The following is an 18,706-nucleotide window of genomic DNA, read 5'->3' on the forward strand; positions in this document are numbered from 1 at the left end:
CTGGTACGATTGCTGATGCTACAAGTGCTGCTGTAGCTGTAGTTGCGAAAAATTTACGACCTTTGTTTTGTTTTGTCATAGTATATTCCTCCAGAATATTAATAAATTATATTATTCTGTGAGAACAATATTATCGCGCTATTTAATTATAAAATTATAAAAATATGTATAAATCGTTCCCACAAATAATAATTCAACAAATTATATGTAAAGCATTCTTCTAAATTTTTCATGATTAAATATCCCAATCAAACTGTAATTTGCTTTACAAGACAATAATATAACTTCATTACCAATAAATAAACGCTAAAAATAAGGTAATTTTAATACTGCATTGGTTATATAGGGAATCTTTTCATAAAAAATTTCTATAATTTAGAAATACTATAACCTTTAACGGCAAAAGTAGCTGTTTCAATTAAATTTACAAATAATTCCTTTTTAATCTAATCCGATTTCATTATTTTTTCGATATAATGATATACTGAATCATAAATTTTTATCCTTCTGAAATTACATCTACGATTCTATTATCCATTTATGCCTCGTTAGAAATATTCAATTGAGTATCTGAATGCTTTGATTGCAAATTCTTCATTTACCCCATTATCCTATCTCCCCTATAGAAATAGATTGCCTTAGCTGAATCTAATAATAAAAAGAAACGGATTGGGGAAATGCTTATTTCCCAATCCGTTTTATAATTTTGATCATAAAAGCACAACAAGCAGTACTTACTTTGAAAGATCAAGACTTAATGAGATCTACTAACAACAGACCAAACCTGTTCAAACAAATGTAGATGGTCCCCCTGATTCCACCGTTCAGCAAAATAAGGATTATGGAAGTAAGTAAAAGCTACAATAACTGCCATCCCCTTATTTTCCCAACCACTAATTTCTTCAACTTTTTTAGCAAGATGCTGGAGATGATCTTTAATTAAATCTTTATTTGTTTCTATATAATTTGTATACAACAGAAACATTTTTTGATGATTTTGATACAGATTTCTTTTTGTGACATGAAGAAGCCATAGCCAATCATGTAAAGCGATTTCCGCATCAACGCCTTTTTTAGGACTCCATTCAAACAAATCTTTAGAAGTATTATCCAACCACTTAAGGGCAAGCTTTTGGAGCAAATCATCCTTATTCTTATAGTGTTTATAAAGCGCAGCATGTGTTACGCCTAGCATCTTTGCAATATCTGATAATGTTGTTTTATTTATACCTTTGCTTAAAATAATTGCTTCAGCCGTAGAAAAAATCTTCTCTTCTGAAAGAATAGCCATTAAATATACTCCTTTCGCTTCTTCATAGTTACATTTTGTTGACAATGTAACTATAACATGTGTAATATGCAATAACAAAGTTACAAAATTAAAAAAATGTAACTTTCAATAACAGGTTGTGGAGGATGAATTTTATGGTGAAAGAAATGTATGAACGTGTTGCTTTGGTATTAGGCGGATCTGGAGGGATAGGACGTAATGTTGTAGCAAAATTAGCACAAGAAGGTTATGCAGTTGGCGTTCACTTTTCTTCAAGTGAATCAAAGGCTAACGAATTAGTTGAAGAAATATTAGCTGATAAAGGACATGCTATAAGTGTGGGAGGTGATGTAGCAAATGAAATAGAAATGAGTATGGCTTTTGATCAAGTAGAAAACGCTTTTGGTGGTATAGATGTCGTGATAAATACAGCAGGAATCATGTTACTTAGTCCAATTGCAGATTTGAATTTAAATGATTTAGATAAAATGCATCGCACAAACATCAGAGGTACATTTGTTATCTCACAATTAGCTGCACAACGAGTAAGGAGAGGTGGCTCCATAATTAATTTCTCTACCTCTGTTACTCGTAGCCAATTTCCAAACTATGGTGCTTATGTAGCAAGTAAAGCAGCTGTTGAATCTATTTCAATGATTCTAGCTCGTGAATTAAGAGGAAAAGATATAACTGTTAATACAATAGCTCCTGGACCAACGGCAACACCTTTGTTCTTCAATGGAAAAGATGAAAAACAGATTCATAATTTAGCAAATGCTGTACCATTAGAAAGACTAGGAGAACCTAGGGATATTTCAGAAGTTGTTTCTTTTTTAGCAGGACCAGCACGTTGGGTAAATGGACAAGTAATCTTCGTAAATGGTGGTTTAGCTTAATAACGAACTGTTACCAAGGTAAATACCCCTTTAGATTAATCTAAAGGGGTAAGATAAAAAATCATCTATCTCTTTTTGTTATTCTGGTAATGCCTACATGACCTTAGGCTCCACAAGCATAATATGGCATTCCTTTTCAGCAAAGGGCATGTGTTCCGCTCCTCCAGGAACAATAAACATCTCACCTTTGGATATTTTCACCTGACCATCCCGAAAAGCAATAAACATCTCCCCTTCGAGCACAATAAATACCTTATCAGCCCCTTGATGTTCATGCCATATAAAATCCCCAGCAATCTTCACCACTTTGAATTGAAAATCGTGTATTTCACCAATAATTTTCGGTGACCAAAGCTCCTTTAATTCGGATAATTTCTCATTTATATTGATAACTTGATCTTGCATATTCATCTCTCCTTATTTACTTTTGGAAAAGGTTTTTTCCTATTATTCGCCCTTTTGTAAGGCTTCTGTTATATTTTGCAAAGCGTACTCGATAGCTAATGGACCTCCTGTAATAGCGGAAGTATCCATTAAATGAATATTACCTTTTTTTACGGCATTCATATTATTCCAGACATTGCTTTGATTTAACTCACTCATTAATGCTTCCTTTTTTGTAATATCACCGATAAGGAAAATATGGTCTGCTTGAATAGTTGAGATGCCTTCAAATGCAGCGAATTGATTATTATTCCCCTTAAATGTATGATCTGGTGTTAGACCCAAACCCTTTTCTTTATCGAAAGCAAGTGTATAAACAGGGTTATCTTCACCAAGAACATTAAACGTTTTTCCGTCCCAAGACAAAATAAGCGCTACAGACTCTCCTTGAATTGACTTTAATGCTTCACGTCCTGTTGAGATATCTTTCATCATTTTATCAATTACTTTTTCCGCCTCATCGTCTTTTCCGATAATCTCGGCTACTGTACGAAGTCCATATTGCCAGTCTTCGTAGATGTCCTGTGATTGCAACGTAATGACTGGGGCGATTTTTTCTAGGGATTCATACAATTTTTCATGATGTTCTGTTGCTAAAATATAATCAGGACCAATCGATAGCGTTTTTTCAATACTAGGAGACAATTTATCGCCTAATTCCTCTGTTGAATCTAGCTTACCGTTTAAATAAGACAAAGTGGATAAATATTCTTTATCAGTAGAAGCTGCAGGTGGCTCACCTAATGCAACTAAAATTTCAGGGTAAAAATACCATAATGAAACAATTTTTTCTGGTTCTTTCTCGATGACAAATTCCTTACCTAGGGCGTCTTTAATGGTTCTAGGCCAAGCAGTTTCTTCTACATTAACTGCTGATGAAGATATGTCTCCTGTAGTTAACCCCTTATTTTCAGCAGGCGATTTATGACAACCTCCCAATATACCTGCTAGTAGTAGCATTAAAAATAGCAGTCCTTTAATCTTTTGCATTGAAATTCCTCCAACATAAAATCTCTGATATACACTTAGTATAGTAAAGTCATGTTTGGCGGAGAATGGAAGCTTGGTGAACTTAGCATGGATTATTGATGAACTTATCTCGATATTCAGTAGGAGAGATACCATATTGCTTCTTGAATACTCTACTAAAATAAAAGGGATCAGTAATTCCCACCGTTTCTGCAATTTGTTGTACAGGCACATCACTTGTAAATAGCATTTTTTGAGCCATGTTTATACGATAGTTTAATAAATATTCTGCTGGACCCATCCCTGCATGCTTTCTAAATATATAGGATAGTCGATTTCGATTAACGTTATATTGTTCGGCAAGAGAGGTAATGGAAAGGCTTTGATAATAGTTTTCATGAATATAAGTAGTTATTCGTTCGAATAGAGTGTGAGACGCACAGCTATTTTGTCGATTAGCTACACATAATAATGCTTCATTCAGTACATCACGAAATAGCATTTCTGTCTGAAACATTGATATACCTCCACGCTGATTATATACATGCCATAGACGCATAATTAACTCGATTAGACGAGGAGATTGTCCTATCGGTAATTCAAAATGCTGATGTGAAAAACTTGTCTCTGCTAAATTCTCCGTACATATCCTGTACAAAACCAGAATATATTCCCAATTTGCATCATCAAAATTTTTTTGATTTAGTTTCATCTTCGCTCCCCCGTGTACAACTTTTCCTGGAGAAAAGATGTAAGGGGTGCCATTAAATTGAAATTCTATTTTTCCAGAAAGGGGAAAAACAAATCCTGGAAAAGAATCTGTATAATCCGCGGAAGGTACACCTGTATTTCTAGAATATCGATAGATTCCTTTTACTTGGAAAGGAGTGTTTGCTAAATGCTCTGCAAGCTGATTTACGTCGATTTTCATACTTATATACCTCATTTCAATAATAATTTGTTTGGAAAACCAATATTTGTCATACAGCAAACTGCACGTACCACATTAAGTTATTGCTTTTTCAAGGTGTAGTCCTCGGTAGTTGGGTTGAATTATAGTTTTCATCTTATTCATTACCAAAAATATAAAAAGGTAGGGATGACGGCTCTCGCCTATCCCTACCTTATCGATAACGATTATCATTGTCAATTAAGTTGAAGCCTCCCTCTTATACCCAAAGATCCATCAACCTCACTCATTTCATTTCTCTATCTTTTATCCTCTACCTAAAAGCAATTTCTTGCAAATCATCTCCTATTTCTTGTGAAAAGGATTTTATTTGGAAGGCTTCTGAAAGCCTTTGATTCTCAGATAAAGCTACTACTTGTAACAATTTTTCTTCATAAGTTTGTACAAAATGATCAAGCGTCGGACTGGTTACTTTCAGGACTTTCGCAATATGGAGACTTGAAACTATACCTTTGCTCAACATTATAGATTGAAGTATCAATTTTGTAATCAACACTTCGATGAACGTCGAAATGTTTATATTTTACAATGAGTCTGACAGTGAAAACATTTATGGGAGGAACTAAAAATGAAAATAATGAAACAAATGCCAAATACCAAAATAATAAATCCTAAAATTTTATATTATGGATTTCCGGTAATTTTACTAAGTACGTTAAATGAGGATGGAACAGTAAATATTAGCCCTTTATCTTCTTCTTGGGTATTAGGAGATTGCATTATCTTAGGGATTGGTCTTGGAGGAAAGGCAATTGAAAACTTAGAACATCATCCTGAATGTGTCATAAATATCCCAGACCCCTCTCTCTGGGAAAACGTGGAACAGTTAGCTCCTTACACAGGAAAAAATCCAGTTCCAGATTTTAAGAAACAGATCGGTTTTACATTTAGAAAAGAGAAATGTGATATTAGTTGCTTAACACCTATTGGGTCTACAACGGTTATTCCTACTCGAATTATGGAGTGTCCTATTCAAATCGAAGCAAAGGTAAAACATATACGTATTCCAGATTATTCTCCTAATTTTGCTATCGTTGAGACCCAAACGACACAAGTACATGCCCACGAAGAAATAATTATTGACGAAAATCATATTGATCCAAATAAATGGAGTCCACTAATTTATAATTTTCGTCATTATTTTGGTTTGGGTAGCAACCTTGGAAATAACTTCCGCTCTGAGATCTAAACATTGGGATTAAAACATATGGTTCACAAAAAAAGACCAGGTTCTCATTTGAGCGCATGGTTATTTGTTAATAATTAGGTCTATAATAATATGCTTGCTGCTCATACGCACTAAATACTTCACTATTAAGCAATACAATAATTAAATCTGTTTTTTTCCATTTAGAAATGAAAAATCTTTCTTAGAACATTCACTTTATCTCTTTCATAAATTCTCTAAAGTCTTCAACGATTTCTTTTGCTTTTGTACGATATAAGAAATGATCCCCTTCAAATGTCATCACTTTCCCATGGACAGAATTAGCTATTTGTTTTTTATGCTCTGGTATCCATTTGTCCGTTACTGGATGCTTCTCTTGTATAAACAAAATAACTGGAAGATTTTTAGGAAATATTAAACTTTCAGCCGCTTTAAAGTTAGCATACATCATTTCAGCTTCATTTAACTGGCTGAGATTATACATATTTTTGAGCTTAAGAATTTTCAGTTGTTCTTTTGTTTTCTCATCATAGGGTAGTTCGACATATGGGTCATCACTAAGCTTCATCTGCAATCTAGCTAAACCTGATTTTTTTAGTAGTTTTAAAGTAGTTATTACTGAAGGTTCAATCTTTCTTTCACTTATTGTTGGAACACTACTATCCAGCCCGACAAATGCACTTACTTCGTTTGGATATTTGTTCACATAATCCAATCCGTAAAGGCCTGAAATGGAGTGGCCCATTAGAATATAACGCTCAATTTGAAGACGCTGTAATGCTTCATGGATTTCACTAACAATATTCTCAGTGCTTCTTTCTTTTTCGGTAAGAGCACTTAATCCATAACCAAAAGGCTCAATGACCACAACCTTGTAAAATGGAGATAATTCATCTACTAGTAGTTGAAAATCAAGTGCTGGTGCTGCTGTTCCATAACCAGGTAAGAGTACGACGGTTTCTTCTCCTTCTCCCTGGATAAAGACATTCATTTTTTTCCCATCTACGGTGACAGACTGACCATAAGTTTCTAGTTTTCCTTGCTCCATTTTGCTACAAACAATATCAACAAGGAAAACAACCGCTAATAAAAGTAATATGGCTATAATTAAACCTACTACTATTTTACTTATAAAGGTTATCGTTTTTTTCATTATTTTGGCACGAGGGTATAGAACAGCAAGCGATAACTGTGTTTTCCTTTCTTCTCGTGCCACACCTCCCTTTCATACTTTCTTCTCCCTATCAATCTATCTCGGCTACTTTCATAAACCGCTAAGGATAGCTTATACAATGAAGGTGTACTGCCTATGACAACAATATGAACAGCGTATGAACAAAAAAATAGTACGTCATTAAATAAATACAGAAAGGACCTAATGATTCTTTTGCTATGACATTGCTTAATTGACATGAAAAAAAGGATCTTCAAATCGAAGATCCTTTTGCTACTTTGTCAGATTTTCTGTATTTAGCTTTTACATTTTTTAATAATCCATCTTTATCAAGCAAAGTTGGTAAACTGATACCGATAACGATTATGACAATACCTGCTATTTGCAAAGTTGTAACCGTTTCGCTTAAGAGGATAACTGATACCATCACCGCGATTGGCAATTCAACAGCACTCAATATGGATGACATACCTAATCCCACTTTAGGCACTGCAATTGTGAATAAGAAAACTGGTATAATCATGCCAAATAACCCCAATGCTAAACCATAAATCCACAGTCCTTCGTTAAACAAAGTGCCATTCCAAATAATTTCTGGAGACTGAAAAGCCGCAGTCGTCATGAAAGCGAAGAAAGAAACCAATACTAAGCGATTAGAGGTTGTCATACTTGCGGTTGTCTTTCCGTTTACATATAAAAATAAGGAGTAACAAAGAGCAGCTGCTAAACCCCATAACCACCCTTGAAAAGGTATTTGAGACAAATCAACATCAATTATGCCTGCAGCTGGTATGGTTCCAGCTATTAATATAATTAAAGAGATGAATTCAATTCTACTTGGAAATTGCCGTTTTGTGATACAAGAAATCAGCATACCAATCCATGTAAATTGGAACAGTAATACTACTGCCAAGGAAGCAGGCAAAAAGTTTAAAGAATGACCATATAAAATATTTGTTAACCCTGTTAACATGCCTGCAAACAGAAGGATTTTAACGCCTTTAAAGCTAAAATTTGATCTATTTGTAACTAAGGAAATACATACTGCTATACAAAAGCCGATAAAAAACTGACTTGTAACTGCCTCAGATACAGAAAAGCCACTACGCATTGCCAGTTTTATAATAGTTGAAACGATACCAAAACTACTAGCTGCAATCACTACTAATAGGGGATAAAGATACATCTTGATTATTCACTTCCCTCTCAAAACTTGTCTATTGATGAAATTTTGTTTATGATTTTGAGATGTCGAAAAAAATCATAATCTCCAATATATATCACAGATTGTTATTTTACAATCTTTTTTTCGTTAATAATGAATCCTCTCGTAGAGGAAAACCTAATTTCTAAAAATGATAAAAAAGCCAAAACCCACATGTATCAAGGGTTTGGCTTTTATCTTTGTATTTCATTAATAAAGAATGTTAAATTGAATGTTTTTTCTCAATTTCCTTCAGCATAAATCTTATACTGTAATAATCCAATCAAAAAAACACCCCCTCTATAAAGAACATAGAAGTGAGATGTTTTTAATGTTCACTAATAGTATTAAACGGCCGCAAACGTTTAACGTGACTCTTTTGGCGGTTGGCATACATCACATTTTCGTTGGTTTTTATTTTTAAATTTCGTAAATGTTTTTTCAAAGTTAGTACCACATGCACATTTAAATAGTAGCTTTTGAGAAAAACCATGGTATTCAGTCGTTAACAACTTACTTTCTGAATTGTTCTCAACAAATTTCTGAATTTCACCAATCGTCCAACGTTTATTCATTTCCTTACACCTCCATATTTAATCGTTCCGCGGAGGCTTTTCTTGGCATCCGTTATAAAAAAGAGCTTAAGTATCTTAAGTGCCTCATTATAACATGAGCTGGCTCACAATAAAACAGAAGTTTTACAAGCGTTGGAGGGCTGTACTCTTGCCTGTTACGGTTCGAGCGAGCCTCTAAACATTTGGTTTTCTAAGGAAATTTCATCTTTAATCATTATTTTTAAGATTCAAAGCTTTTGAATCTGCTCTTTAATATCCACCGTGCATAATCCTCCGTGATAACAAATCACCGATTCAATGTCTAGGTCTACATATTTTTTTAAAGATTGTTGAGCAACCTCTATATCTAAAGTGGTTGGAACATGAATCCCTCCCAATATACCATTTACACTATACATCGAATCGCCGGCAACAAGCGTTTTACTTTGCTTCAAATATAAACTAATATGGCCAGGCGTATGTCCTGGCGTATGGATAACTCGTATTCCCCCACAATATGGTAGTTCTTGACCGTCTTTCAAGGTCTCATCCACTTTCCCCTTGGGTGGATTCTCTATGTGCCCGTCTTTCAAAAGCAGTAAATCCCCCTGAATATAAGGCTTATCTAGTTCGTGCGCATAAATTTTTATATGACTACCGCAATTTTGCAATATTTCAGGAAGACTGCCTATATGATCGATATCCTGATGTGTCAAAATCACAACTTTTAATTGGTTGAACGACACGCCTACCTCTTCCATTGCCTTACGTAAATCTTCCATTTGACCTGAACATCCGGTATCAATTAAAACAGCCATCTCCTGATCCCATAAAAGCGTTGGATGAATGAAGGCTCCGTTAAATTTAAGCTCCAGAATCTCTACTCCCCTAGAAATTTTCATCATTTCTTCCCCTTTATGATTAGATTTTATTATTCTTTTACATCCTGAAGAACGGTCCTTTTCCGCCAAAGCAACTCTCTCAATGTTTCAAAATTGACTAGAATCGTTCCAACAATAATCGTCAGAGTACCAATTCCTGTTAACCACGAAATATATTCATGATAGAAGGTAACGCCTAATATAACGGCAATTACTGGTGAGATATACAGCCATGTGGACGGAAAAACAGGATTTGTTCGTGACACAAGCCAATAATAAATGCTGTGACCAATCATTGAACCAAAAATAATTAAATAAAAAAGAGAACCAATTGAAGCTGGACTTAAAAGATAATGAAGCTGAATGTTCTCAGTAAAAAGTGACAAAATGATTAATAAAATCCCTCCATGCATCATTTGTGCTGCATTTAAAGCAATTGGAGATGTTGTTCCAAATTTTTGGATGACATGCTTCGTATAAATTGTTCCAGATGCATAGAAAACTTCACCTAAAATAATAGCGAAACAACCAACCATCCAGAAGGGACTAATCTCAATTGCAAAACTAGGTAAGATTAAGAACGTAACACCAATGACTCCGACAACACAACCAATAAATGATTTTCGGTCTCCTTTTTGCTTCAATATAAATGTCTGAATAACAATAATCATCATTGGACCTGTAGCAGATAAGACAGCTGCGATTCCAGATGTCACATACTGTTCTGCCCAATATAATGTGGCAAACGTTCCAAAGGTTAAGGCCACTCCTGTAAAAAACATTTCTTTTCGAAATAATAACCGGATTGTCGTTTTTTCGCGCCAAGCCATAAAACTAAATAGTAGTAAACCGGCAATGAAAAAACGAAGACCAGCTGATAAAAACGGAGGAACCCCTGCATCAACACCAACTTTAATTGCTAAAAATGTTGTCCCAAAAATCAAACACATAAAGAAATAATTAATCATTACCATATCAAACTCCTCCTCTTTTTCTATCATAAAAGAAGTAGGATAGAACAGATTAAAAAGGATAGAACAGATCAATTTGGTTCGTGGTACAATCGGTTTGAATAGGAGGAATCGATGTGGGCAAAGCAAATCAAAATGAAGATTATCTTTTTAAGAAAGTCTATGATGATGTACTGCACCGAATAGAGCGTAAAGAATGGAAAGAACATGAAAAGCTTCCCTCCGTCCGGCAATTAGCATCTGAAATGAATGTCCATCGGCTAACGGTATTAAAAGCTTATCAACTATTAAAACAGCATGACAAAGTTTATGTAAAAGATAAATCAGGCTATTTTGTCCAATCAATTGTAACAAAATATATTGAATGTTTAGATCAAGACAATCCCATTGTTTCAGCATACGTAAAAAAAAATCATTTATCCGAAATCCATCAGCCATCTGTTTCCTATCATTTATCTCAGGCATTGATTGATCCTAATCTTTTGCCTAATCACTATTTTTCAAATTACGTGAAGGAAGTGTTTGACCTATATCCGAAAGTACTGGCAACCTACTCAACGGTGCAGGGTGATTTAGAACTACGTGAGACACTGACCCAATATTTTATCAACCACTATAAAACACATTTGAGTCCAGATGAACTGTTAATAACATCTGGCTCACAGCAAGCCATTCACTTAATTGCTCAAGCTTTTATTAAGCCAAGAGACGTCGTTTTATTTGAACGTCCAAGCTATAGTGCTGCGATTGATATCTTTAAAGCACAAGGAGCTCAGATTGTTACGGTGGATATCCACCCTGAGGGCTACGATTTAGAACAGGTCGAATACTATATTAAAAAATACAAGCCACGCCTATTTTATCTCAACCCTACCTTCCATAATCCAACTGGTTATACGGTTTCTGTTGAGCAGCGCAAAAGATTAGTGGAATTAGCTGAGCACTATCGGTTTCTAATAATAGAAGACGATGCCTATCACGACATTTATTTTGACCAAGCCCCACCACCTCCAATTTACACATTTGATAGTGTTGGGACAGTCATTTATATCCGAAGCTTTTGCAAATACATCTCTCCTGGTTTGAGAATTGCAACTGTTATTTGTCCATCATCATTAATGAAATCACTATTAACAGAAAAATCGCTAGCTGATAATGGCTCACCACTTCTCAATCAAAAAATTTTTCTCCATTACTTCTCCTCACTAAGATTGCAACAACATTTGGAGAAAATCCGAATTGCCCTACAGATTCGAAAGGAAATTATGGAGGAAGAGCTAGCTGTAACAGGCTGGCGATGGAACAGTCCAAAAGGCGGTCTAAATTTATGGGTACAGCTCCCAGACGATCTTCCAACTGAATTATTATTATCTAGAAGCATCGAACAATCGATCTCCTTTGTGCCAGGTCAAGTTTGTGATCCATTAAAACAACTATCCTCCTGGATACGTTTAAGCTATTCCTATGCAAATGAAAAACAGCTAAGAGAAGGAGTAAAAAAGTTGGTTACAGTGGCGCAATCACTTTCTAAGTGATCGGACTAGCGATTTAATTTCATCTATAAACGGTGGTATTCACAGCTTTATCAACCATTTCAATTATTTTTTCATCGGTGGCACGAATCGTAATAAGCGGTAGACATAGCAACAACAGGCAGACATATACACCTAACATATTCAGCTGTCTATTTGAATAATATGAAAAAAAGTTATACACCTAGCTCTTATCTGTTCAAAAGAATTACAGCACCTCACAGCAAAAAATTGTTCTCGGTGTAGAACACAATTTTACCAAGGAATGATAAGAGTGCTTTCAGATTTGAGAAAGCCATATTAACTCTATATTCCAGTAAAAATAACAGCCAAATTATTATTGAAGAGAGATTTAGAAAAATTTCTATTCTCATAACCTCCCTGTAGAATGATAGAATGTTTTTATACAGTGATAGAAGGAGGAGAAAGATATTGTCTAATCAAAATGAGTCTTCATTAGATAAGGAAAAGCAGCCTAATCCGAAAGTTAAAGTAGAAAGAAAAGAGGGGGAACCAACTGCTGCTTTCAAGGGGGCTTCCTGGGGCGCATTGTTAGTAGGTGTTACGGCATATTTTATAGGCTTGTTTAATGCAACGATGCAACTAAACGAAAAAGGATATTACCTAGCTGTTTTAATATTTGGACTCTATTCAGCAATATCCTTACAAAAAGCAGTAAGAGATAAAGAAGAGGGAATACCAGTTACTAGTATTTATTATGGTATTAGCTGGGTTGCACTTATTGTATCTATTTCATTAATGGGCATTGGGTTATATAATGCTGGAAGTATTGTTTTAAGCGAAAAAGGGTTCTATGGTATGTCATTTGTTCTAAGTTTATTTGCATCCATCACGGTTCAAAAGAATATTAGAGACACACAGAGAGCTAGAGAAAGAGATTAAGTTACTGAAAGAGTCGAGAAGTTCATTCTCGATTCCTTTTGTCATTTTTTCTTAAGCTCCATACTCCTCCAGACTATAAAAAAAGAGCATGGCTGTCATCAGCCATACTCCTCTCAATTTTATTTTTCTCCGCTTATTTCGACTAAAATTTTAGATTGTGTTTTGTCATTTGTTAACGTTTTGAATCCTTTTTCAACAATCTCATCTAGGTCAATTTGACTTGTGATGATCCCTTGTGGATTTAGTTGACCAGCGCTCATTGCATCAATTGTTCTTTGGAAAATTGACGGTGTATAAACAATGGATGATAATACATTAACACCTGTGTTTGTAAGTTGCATTGGATTCCATTCGATTGGTCTTGCAAAAATCGAAACAATCATCATGTTACCACGAGGTTTTGTTACATCAATTGCTTGTTTAAAGGTAGGAGCAACTCCTGCCACCTCAAAGGATACATCAACCCCATCTGCAACAATCGCACGAACTGCTTGTACAGGATTTTCTTTACCTGAATTAATAGCATGGGTTGCACCTAATTCTTTTGCCTTTTCTAATCGATCATCGGATAAATCTAATACGATAACTTTACTAGCACCTGATGCTTTTGCAGCGATTACTGTTAATAATCCAATTGGTCCAGCTCCAAATACAGCAACAGAATCACCTAATGTAACCCCAGCATCTTTAACAGCTTGTACAGCAACAGCCATTGGTTCTACCAGTGCACCATCTTGTAATGTTAAGTTATCTGCTAAACGATGTATATTCGTTACAGGGACATTAACATATTCCGCAAATCCACCGTTTCCATGTAAACCGATGAAGTTAAATCCATCATAACGATCGACTTCTTCATGTTTATTTCTATATGTTAATGTAGGGTTGATGACAACTCGGTCCCCAGCCTTAAAGTCAGTAACCTTAGAGCCAACTTCTTCGATGATACCAGCAAATTCATGTCCCATTGTAAGTGGGGCAACTTCACCTGTTAATTCAGCTTTTTCATTAACTGGTACGAAAACCGGACCTTCTTCGTATTCATGCAAATCACTTCCACAAATACCAGCCCACGCTACTTTTACTTTCACTTCTTCTTCTCTTAAAGCGCGTAATTCAACCTCTTCAACTCTAATATCTTTCACACCATGCCAAACTGCAGCTTTCATTTATGTTACCCCCATAAAATTATTTAAATTGGTACCATAAAATAACATCCTTAATAGCTACTCGTGCATGATCAAAATCCGACACTTCTATACACTTGATAAAAGTATTGATGGACATATGATAGGATTCAACTAGATTCATCTTCCATTTGGTTTGTGCAGCTACATTTGTAACAAATATTGTTTCTTTAAAGAATCGTAGCATAGCAATATTTCCTGTAACATCAAAAAACAATTGTAACAAGTGGGCAAACGAAACAACATATTCATAAATATTTTCAGCAGACTTTCTTTGTTTCATAGCTTCAAATCGAAATAATAGTTCATTTTGCAAATCGGCAGTCCATTTAGATTCACACTTGGTTAGTGCAATATCCAATAGATGATAAAGCGCTTCCAAATAATCCTTTAATTCCTGATCCGTTATAATCTTCACTCTTACACCTTTATGTTGTACTTTTTCAACTACACCATCTTTTTGTAAAAGATATAGAGCCTCACGGACAGGTGCATGACTTACTTGTAACTCCTTTGCAATTTCTGCCTCTATTAAGCGCTGACCTTGTTCATAGTAACCAGAAAATATGCGAAATAATAATCGTTCAGCTATTTGCTCAGAAATTGTTTTTTTTGAAATTGAATTTTCATCAAACCCCATTAAACCACTCCAATAAATTTATATCCTTTTATTTTAACATAGTTCAGTGTATAGGGTGATTAGCTAAAAGCGTTATATATTATGGATTATAGATTATCGATAATCTATAAAAGTATTTTAATCTATAAACTCATTTCTTTCAAATATCTTGTTTTGGGTAGGTAACTAAATAATATGAAGTACCTTTTAAGAGAAAATTTATAAATGCAAAAAAGATGGTGTTAAGTTGATCAGACCGGTATATGGAGATAATTTGCGATATGAGTTACTCAATAATAACCTATAAAAAATGCACACAAACTGCTAGTTATTGTCTAACAATTTGTATGCCATTCATCTTAAAGTGATTTGTTATGAGTTGACGATGTATATCCCTGTTTCTTCCACCAACGACTGTTGCGCTATATGAACCACTAATCTTCTCTGTTGCAATTTATATGGGCTTACCAGCACTTTGCGTACCGAATGCAACCTTTTAATTATACTATTTCAAAAAGACTTAGGAATAACTCCTAAGCCGTAATCATGTTTCTTCTCATATGAAAAAGAGTCTGTACCCCTAGTCTCTATTCTCTATATAACTTACAATTTGATTGGCAACAGTTGATGTTAACAACGTAGATATATTACTTAAAACAATAATTGTTGCGTCACTTTCTATCAACCTTAAATAGGAGGAAGTAAAACCATTAATCCCGCCATGATGAAAAATGAGCGTATTATTCTTTTTTGTCTTAGTAATGTTCCATCCATATCCATGGCCAAAACGACCTGATGAAAGCATCTGAGTTGTTATATTTTTCGATAGTAAACAATTATTTTTTATTGCATCATCAAGTAATTGTAAATCTTCTACTGTAGAAAATAACCCACCAGCAGAATAGGTGTTAGACATATTGATGAAACTAGCATGATAAATATTATTTTTTTCTAACTCATAACCGTTTGCTTTATACTTTTGAATAGCCACGTTATAATCAAGACCAGTATTTAACATAGATAGAGGCTGAAGAATCTTTTGTTTAAGAAACTCTTCATAACTTAAACCACTTGTCTTTTCTATAATCTTACCTAATACAATGTATCCTGAATTAGAATAATTAAACTCTTTCCCTGGTATAGATTTGAATGAACAAGAAATAATCCAATTTATTAAATCATCTGGTGATTGTAGTTGATAAGATTTTAATAAAAAATCAGGTTGATCAGTAATATTACCAATGCCAGATGTATGAGTTAATAGATGTTCGATCATAATTTGGTTACCTTTTGGAAAATTAGGAATAAAATTATCCACAGTATTATGTAACTGTAACTTTTGCTCTTCAACTAGCATTAAAATTGCAATGGTAGTAAAGATTTTAGTTACAGATCCAATACGGAACTTTGTAATAGCTGTATTTGGTATATCCCATTCATAATTAGCTTTTCCAAATGATTCTTTATATATTGTTTCTCCTTGATCAACCACTAAGATATTTCCACTAAACCCCTCTTCTTTTGAGTTTAAAAATGAATGAATATATGATTTTAGCAAATATCAAGCACTCCTTATTTTGTACTATAAGTTACTTGAAATGTTATCCAATGGCATTTACCAACTTCCTCCTTTCGAACTTTACGAGATCTTAAAGCTCATTTCTAAGATTTCTGCGAATTTCCTTTTGCTTTAACTTTATTAATTCTATGATACTTTTACAGATTCTTTTAAGTGACTCATTTGATTTGTAAGTGAGTACGAAAATACTGCCACCTTCTATCATGCTAAAGACTAAATACGCCATTTCTGTAGCTTCCTCAGGGGGCCAATTTGATTGGATAAACTTTTCTCTTAATATCATGATAAGTTCTTCATAGGCATTCTTGCATGCTAAACGAAGTTGCTCACTCATATGCCAAGTTTCCAAAGAAATAAGTGCTAGTGGAATTCCATCATGTGCAATTTTTGGATTGAAACTTAAACATTGCCCAAAAAAACACTCTAAAGCTTTTATTACATCATCATGCTGTGAAAATAAATTTCTCAACTCTTGAGCAGCAAAATCTTTTGTTCGATTAATTGCCTCTGTCGCTAATTGCTCCTTGCCTTCAGGAAAATAATAATAAAGCGAACCTTTTGGACAACCCGACTCTTTAATAATTTGATTTAATCCAGTAGCATGGTACCCTTGTTTTTGAAACAATGTTGACGCGGTCGATAAAATTTTCATTTTACTTTCTTGATTTCTAGACATTTTCCCCTCCGAAATTATAATGACTGGTCTATATAATAAATTGTTAAGACTATAAAGTCAATAGAACTGATTATTGCTTCACCTTTACTCGTTTAATAGTTAATTCAACTTTCATTTTTAATGGCAAGCTCTAATTCCTCTCCTTTTATGATTACTTGATCTACATCAAATAATTTATTTTAATTACCCATTAATTCAGACTGCTTTTCACCAGGATCAAAATTTTTTAAAATCATCACCATCTTTTTTTCTCTTCATATTCTATAGAATCAGAATATTGAGGGGGAAACGTATGGGGATTGAATTCACAGCTCTCCATTGGATTTACGTGGTTTTTATTGTGCTCATCATCGGATTTATGGTTAAACGTCGCGATACCACCCTCATTTGTGTAGTAGGCATCTTTATGCTAGCGATTGTTGCAACTGGTGATTTTACTTCTTCCATAAGTGGTGTGTTTAACAGCTTTATTTATGCCATAACTGAGCTGCTATCAACGATTCTTATTATTTCGATTATCGTGGCGATGAGTCGGGTCATGATGTCTTCAGGTATTAATGAGGTTATGGTGGCCCCTTTCACAAAGATCATTAAAACACCCGCACTCGCTTATTGGACGATTGGACTTTTAATGATGTTTATTTCTTGGTTTTTCTGGCCATCACCTGCAGTAGCGCTATTAGGAGCCGTGCTCTTGCCTGTTGCGATTCGGGCGGGCCTCCCAGCACTGGGGGTTGCCATGGCCATGAACTTATTTGGGCATGGTATTGCATTATCGAGTGATTTTGTCATTCAAGGGGCTCCAAAATTAACGGCTGATGCTGCTGGTATCCCTGTTGGAGATGTTGTTTCAGCCAGTATTCCGCTTGTTATCACAATGGGCGTTGTAACGACAATTGTTGCTTATATTTTTTTAAGACGTGATATGAAACGAGGAACGCTACTTTTAAATACTGGCAACAATGAGGAGGAGGAGGGTGAACAAGAAACTGCGGAAAACTTACTGTCAATTGGGCAAAAACGATTCTTCGCCGTACTTATTCCTATTGCCTTTATCTTAGACGTTATCGCTATGTCAGTATTCAATTTAACGGGCGGCGATGCAACGGCTTTGATCGGTGGAACCTCTGTTTTTATTTTATTATTGCTTAGTATGGTTGCTCATAAATCAGCGGGATTAGAAAAGACAACAAGTTATTTGATTCAAGGATTTCAATTCGGCTTTAAAGTCTTCGGACCCGTAATTCCAATTGCTGCTTTCTTCTATCTTGGAGATGCTGGCTTTACACAAATTCTTGGAGATCACCTCCCCGCTACTTCACACGGTATTGTCAATGATCTGGGTGTCGGTCTTGCAGCAATAGTTCCGTTAACAAAGGAAATTGCTGTTGTTACATTGGCAGTTGTTGGTGCCATTACTGGGTTAGATGGTTCGGGCTTCTCCGGAATTTCTTTAGCAGGTTCGGTTGGTAGTCTATTCGGGAATGCTATTGGTGATGGAACAGCAACTTTAACAGCTTTAGGGCAAATCACAGCGATTTGGGTTGGTGGTGGTACACTAATTCCTTGGGCATTAATCCCAGCAGCTGCTATTTGTAATGTCAGCCCATTTGAGCTGGCAAGACGAAATTTAATTCCTGTAGTCATTGGACTGATTGTGACAACGATAGTTGCTGTGTTTTTAATTTAATAAAAATAGTAAGAGATGG

Annotated in this window: 19 protein-coding genes; 5 read left to right on the forward strand and 14 right to left on the reverse strand. The window is 34.9% G+C overall.

Annotation, left to right across the window (positions count from 1 at the left end; translation table 11 throughout):
• Positions 1 to 754: 754 nt before the first annotated feature.
• Positions 755 to 1,291: a TetR/AcrR family transcriptional regulator gene (locus VK91_RS04380; RefSeq protein ID WP_048391146.1), complete on the reverse strand. Its 537-nt coding sequence runs from the start codon at positions 1,289 to 1,291 to the stop codon at positions 755 to 757.
• A 134-nt stretch (positions 1,292 to 1,425) separates the two neighbouring features.
• Here VK91_RS04380 and VK91_RS04385 point away from each other — a divergent pair, with 134 nt between their 5' ends.
• The gene (locus VK91_RS04385) at positions 1,426 to 2,166 is read left to right on the forward strand and encodes an SDR family oxidoreductase (RefSeq protein WP_156181893.1); all 741 of its coding nucleotides are present in this window, start codon (positions 1,426 to 1,428) and stop codon (positions 2,164 to 2,166) included.
• A 93-nt stretch (positions 2,167 to 2,259) separates the two neighbouring features.
• Here VK91_RS04385 and VK91_RS04390 read toward each other — a convergent pair whose 3' ends face one another.
• The 4 genes from VK91_RS04390 to VK91_RS04405 form a co-directional block, all read right to left on the reverse strand.
• A complete protein-coding gene (locus tag VK91_RS04390; RefSeq protein ID WP_048391149.1) occupies positions 2,260 to 2,571 on the reverse strand; it encodes a cupin domain-containing protein in 312 nt (103 codons plus the stop codon).
• 42 nt (positions 2,572 to 2,613) lie between these two features.
• Positions 2,614 to 3,600 carry an ABC transporter substrate-binding protein gene (locus VK91_RS04395; RefSeq protein ID WP_048391151.1) on the reverse strand — a complete coding sequence of 329 codons (987 nt, stop codon included), beginning with the start codon at positions 3,598 to 3,600 and terminating at the stop codon, positions 2,614 to 2,616.
• 82 nt (positions 3,601 to 3,682) lie between these two features.
• A complete protein-coding gene (locus tag VK91_RS04400; RefSeq protein ID WP_048391153.1) occupies positions 3,683 to 4,510 on the reverse strand; it encodes an AraC family transcriptional regulator in 828 nt (275 codons plus the stop codon).
• A 292-nt stretch (positions 4,511 to 4,802) separates the two neighbouring features.
• Positions 4,803 to 5,012, reverse strand: a complete 210-nt coding sequence (locus tag VK91_RS04405; RefSeq protein WP_231595590.1) for an opine metallophore biosynthesis dehydrogenase — start codon at positions 5,010 to 5,012, stop codon at positions 4,803 to 4,805.
• Between the two features lie 105 nt (positions 5,013 to 5,117).
• Between VK91_RS04405 and VK91_RS04410 the strand changes: the two genes are divergently transcribed.
• Positions 5,118 to 5,738 (forward strand): flavin reductase family protein, encoded by a 621-nt coding sequence (locus VK91_RS04410; protein ID WP_048391158.1) that lies wholly within the window; start codon positions 5,118 to 5,120, stop codon positions 5,736 to 5,738.
• Positions 5,739 to 5,928: 190 nt separating this feature from the next.
• Here the strand turns inward: VK91_RS04410 and VK91_RS04415 are convergent, their stop codons facing one another.
• The 5 genes from VK91_RS04415 to VK91_RS04435 form a co-directional block, all read right to left on the reverse strand.
• Positions 5,929 to 6,870: an alpha/beta fold hydrolase gene (locus tag VK91_RS04415; protein ID WP_231595592.1), complete on the reverse strand. Its 942-nt coding sequence runs from the start codon at positions 6,868 to 6,870 to the stop codon at positions 5,929 to 5,931.
• Positions 6,871 to 7,144: 274 nt separating this feature from the next.
• The gene (locus VK91_RS04420) at positions 7,145 to 8,077 is read right to left on the reverse strand and encodes a DMT family transporter (protein WP_048391160.1); all 933 of its coding nucleotides are present in this window, start codon (positions 8,075 to 8,077) and stop codon (positions 7,145 to 7,147) included.
• Between the two features lie 383 nt (positions 8,078 to 8,460).
• On the reverse strand, positions 8,461 to 8,670 hold the full coding sequence (locus VK91_RS04425; protein ID WP_048391161.1) for a hypothetical protein: 210 nt from the start codon (positions 8,668 to 8,670) through the stop codon (positions 8,461 to 8,463).
• Positions 8,671 to 8,897: 227 nt separating this feature from the next.
• A complete protein-coding gene (locus VK91_RS04430; RefSeq protein WP_048391162.1) occupies positions 8,898 to 9,551 on the reverse strand; it encodes an MBL fold metallo-hydrolase in 654 nt (217 codons plus the stop codon).
• A 29-nt stretch (positions 9,552 to 9,580) separates the two neighbouring features.
• Positions 9,581 to 10,504 (reverse strand): DMT family transporter, encoded by a 924-nt coding sequence (locus VK91_RS04435; RefSeq protein ID WP_048391163.1) that lies wholly within the window; start codon positions 10,502 to 10,504, stop codon positions 9,581 to 9,583.
• Between the two features lie 113 nt (positions 10,505 to 10,617).
• On the opposite strand from VK91_RS04435, the gene VK91_RS04440 reads away from it, so the two are divergent.
• Both VK91_RS04440 and yiaA read left to right on the forward strand, forming a co-directional pair.
• Positions 10,618 to 12,036, forward strand: coding sequence for a PLP-dependent aminotransferase family protein (locus VK91_RS04440; protein ID WP_048391165.1), 1,419 nt, complete (start codon positions 10,618 to 10,620; stop codon positions 12,034 to 12,036).
• 429 nt (positions 12,037 to 12,465) lie between these two features.
• On the forward strand, positions 12,466 to 12,936 hold the full coding sequence (gene yiaA / locus VK91_RS04445) for an inner membrane protein YiaA (RefSeq protein WP_048391167.1): 471 nt from the start codon (positions 12,466 to 12,468) through the stop codon (positions 12,934 to 12,936).
• Between the two features lie 119 nt (positions 12,937 to 13,055).
• Here the strand turns inward: yiaA and VK91_RS04450 are convergent, their stop codons facing one another.
• From VK91_RS04450 to VK91_RS04465, 4 genes are all read right to left on the reverse strand, one after another.
• Complete coding sequence (locus VK91_RS04450) at positions 13,056 to 14,105, reverse strand: 2,3-butanediol dehydrogenase (protein WP_048391169.1); 1,050 nt, start codon at positions 14,103 to 14,105, stop codon at positions 13,056 to 13,058.
• 19 nt (positions 14,106 to 14,124) lie between these two features.
• A complete protein-coding gene (locus tag VK91_RS04455; RefSeq protein ID WP_048391171.1) occupies positions 14,125 to 14,763 on the reverse strand; it encodes a GntR family transcriptional regulator in 639 nt (212 codons plus the stop codon).
• 559 nt (positions 14,764 to 15,322) lie between these two features.
• A complete protein-coding gene (locus VK91_RS04460; RefSeq protein ID WP_048391173.1) occupies positions 15,323 to 16,300 on the reverse strand; it encodes a serine hydrolase in 978 nt (325 codons plus the stop codon).
• Between the two features lie 91 nt (positions 16,301 to 16,391).
• On the reverse strand, positions 16,392 to 16,997 hold the full coding sequence (locus VK91_RS04465) for a TetR/AcrR family transcriptional regulator (protein WP_048391175.1): 606 nt from the start codon (positions 16,995 to 16,997) through the stop codon (positions 16,392 to 16,394).
• A 292-nt stretch (positions 16,998 to 17,289) separates the two neighbouring features.
• Between VK91_RS04465 and VK91_RS04470 the strand changes: the two genes are divergently transcribed.
• Positions 17,290 to 18,687, forward strand: coding sequence for a hypothetical protein (locus VK91_RS04470; protein WP_048391177.1), 1,398 nt, complete (start codon positions 17,290 to 17,292; stop codon positions 18,685 to 18,687).
• Positions 18,688 to 18,706: the final 19 nt, after the last annotated feature.

Source organism: Lysinibacillus sp. LK3 (assembly GCF_001043675.1).
Taxonomy (GTDB): Bacteria; Bacillota; Bacilli; order Bacillales_A; family Planococcaceae; genus Lysinibacillus; species Lysinibacillus capsici.

Excerpts from the sequence above, each read along its gene's own strand:
- VK91_RS04380 (WP_048391146.1), bottom strand. The coding sequence starts at position 1,291 with ATGGCTATTCTTTCAGAAGAGAAGATTTTTTCTACGGCTGAAGCAATT.
- VK91_RS04385 (WP_156181893.1), top strand. The coding sequence starts at position 1,426 with ATGGTGAAAGAAATGTATGAACGTGTTGCTTTGGTATTAGGCGGATCT.
- VK91_RS04390 (WP_048391149.1), bottom strand. The coding sequence starts at position 2,571 with ATGCAAGATCAAGTTATCAATATAAATGAGAAATTATCCGAATTAAAG.
- VK91_RS04395 (WP_048391151.1), bottom strand. The coding sequence starts at position 3,600 with ATGCAAAAGATTAAAGGACTGCTATTTTTAATGCTACTACTAGCAGGT.
- VK91_RS04400 (WP_048391153.1), bottom strand. The coding sequence starts at position 4,510 with ATGAAAATCGACGTAAATCAGCTTGCAGAGCATTTAGCAAACACTCCT.
- VK91_RS04405 (WP_231595590.1), bottom strand. The coding sequence starts at position 5,012 with ATGTTGAGCAAAGGTATAGTTTCAAGTCTCCATATTGCGAAAGTCCTG.
- VK91_RS04410 (WP_048391158.1), top strand. The coding sequence starts at position 5,118 with ATGAAAATAATGAAACAAATGCCAAATACCAAAATAATAAATCCTAAA.
- VK91_RS04415 (WP_231595592.1), bottom strand. The coding sequence starts at position 6,870 with ATGAAAAAAACGATAACCTTTATAAGTAAAATAGTAGTAGGTTTAATT.
- VK91_RS04420 (WP_048391160.1), bottom strand. The coding sequence starts at position 8,077 with ATGTATCTTTATCCCCTATTAGTAGTGATTGCAGCTAGTAGTTTTGGT.
- VK91_RS04425 (WP_048391161.1), bottom strand. The coding sequence starts at position 8,670 with ATGAATAAACGTTGGACGATTGGTGAAATTCAGAAATTTGTTGAGAAC.
- VK91_RS04430 (WP_048391162.1), bottom strand. The coding sequence starts at position 9,551 with ATGAAAATTTCTAGGGGAGTAGAGATTCTGGAGCTTAAATTTAACGGA.
- VK91_RS04435 (WP_048391163.1), bottom strand. The coding sequence starts at position 10,504 with ATGGTAATGATTAATTATTTCTTTATGTGTTTGATTTTTGGGACAACA.
- VK91_RS04450 (WP_048391169.1), bottom strand. The coding sequence starts at position 14,105 with ATGAAAGCTGCAGTTTGGCATGGTGTGAAAGATATTAGAGTTGAAGAG.
- VK91_RS04455 (WP_048391171.1), bottom strand. The coding sequence starts at position 14,763 with ATGGGGTTTGATGAAAATTCAATTTCAAAAAAAACAATTTCTGAGCAA.
- VK91_RS04465 (WP_048391175.1), bottom strand. The coding sequence starts at position 16,997 with ATGTCTAGAAATCAAGAAAGTAAAATGAAAATTTTATCGACCGCGTCA.
- VK91_RS04470 (WP_048391177.1), top strand. The coding sequence starts at position 17,290 with ATGGGGATTGAATTCACAGCTCTCCATTGGATTTACGTGGTTTTTATT.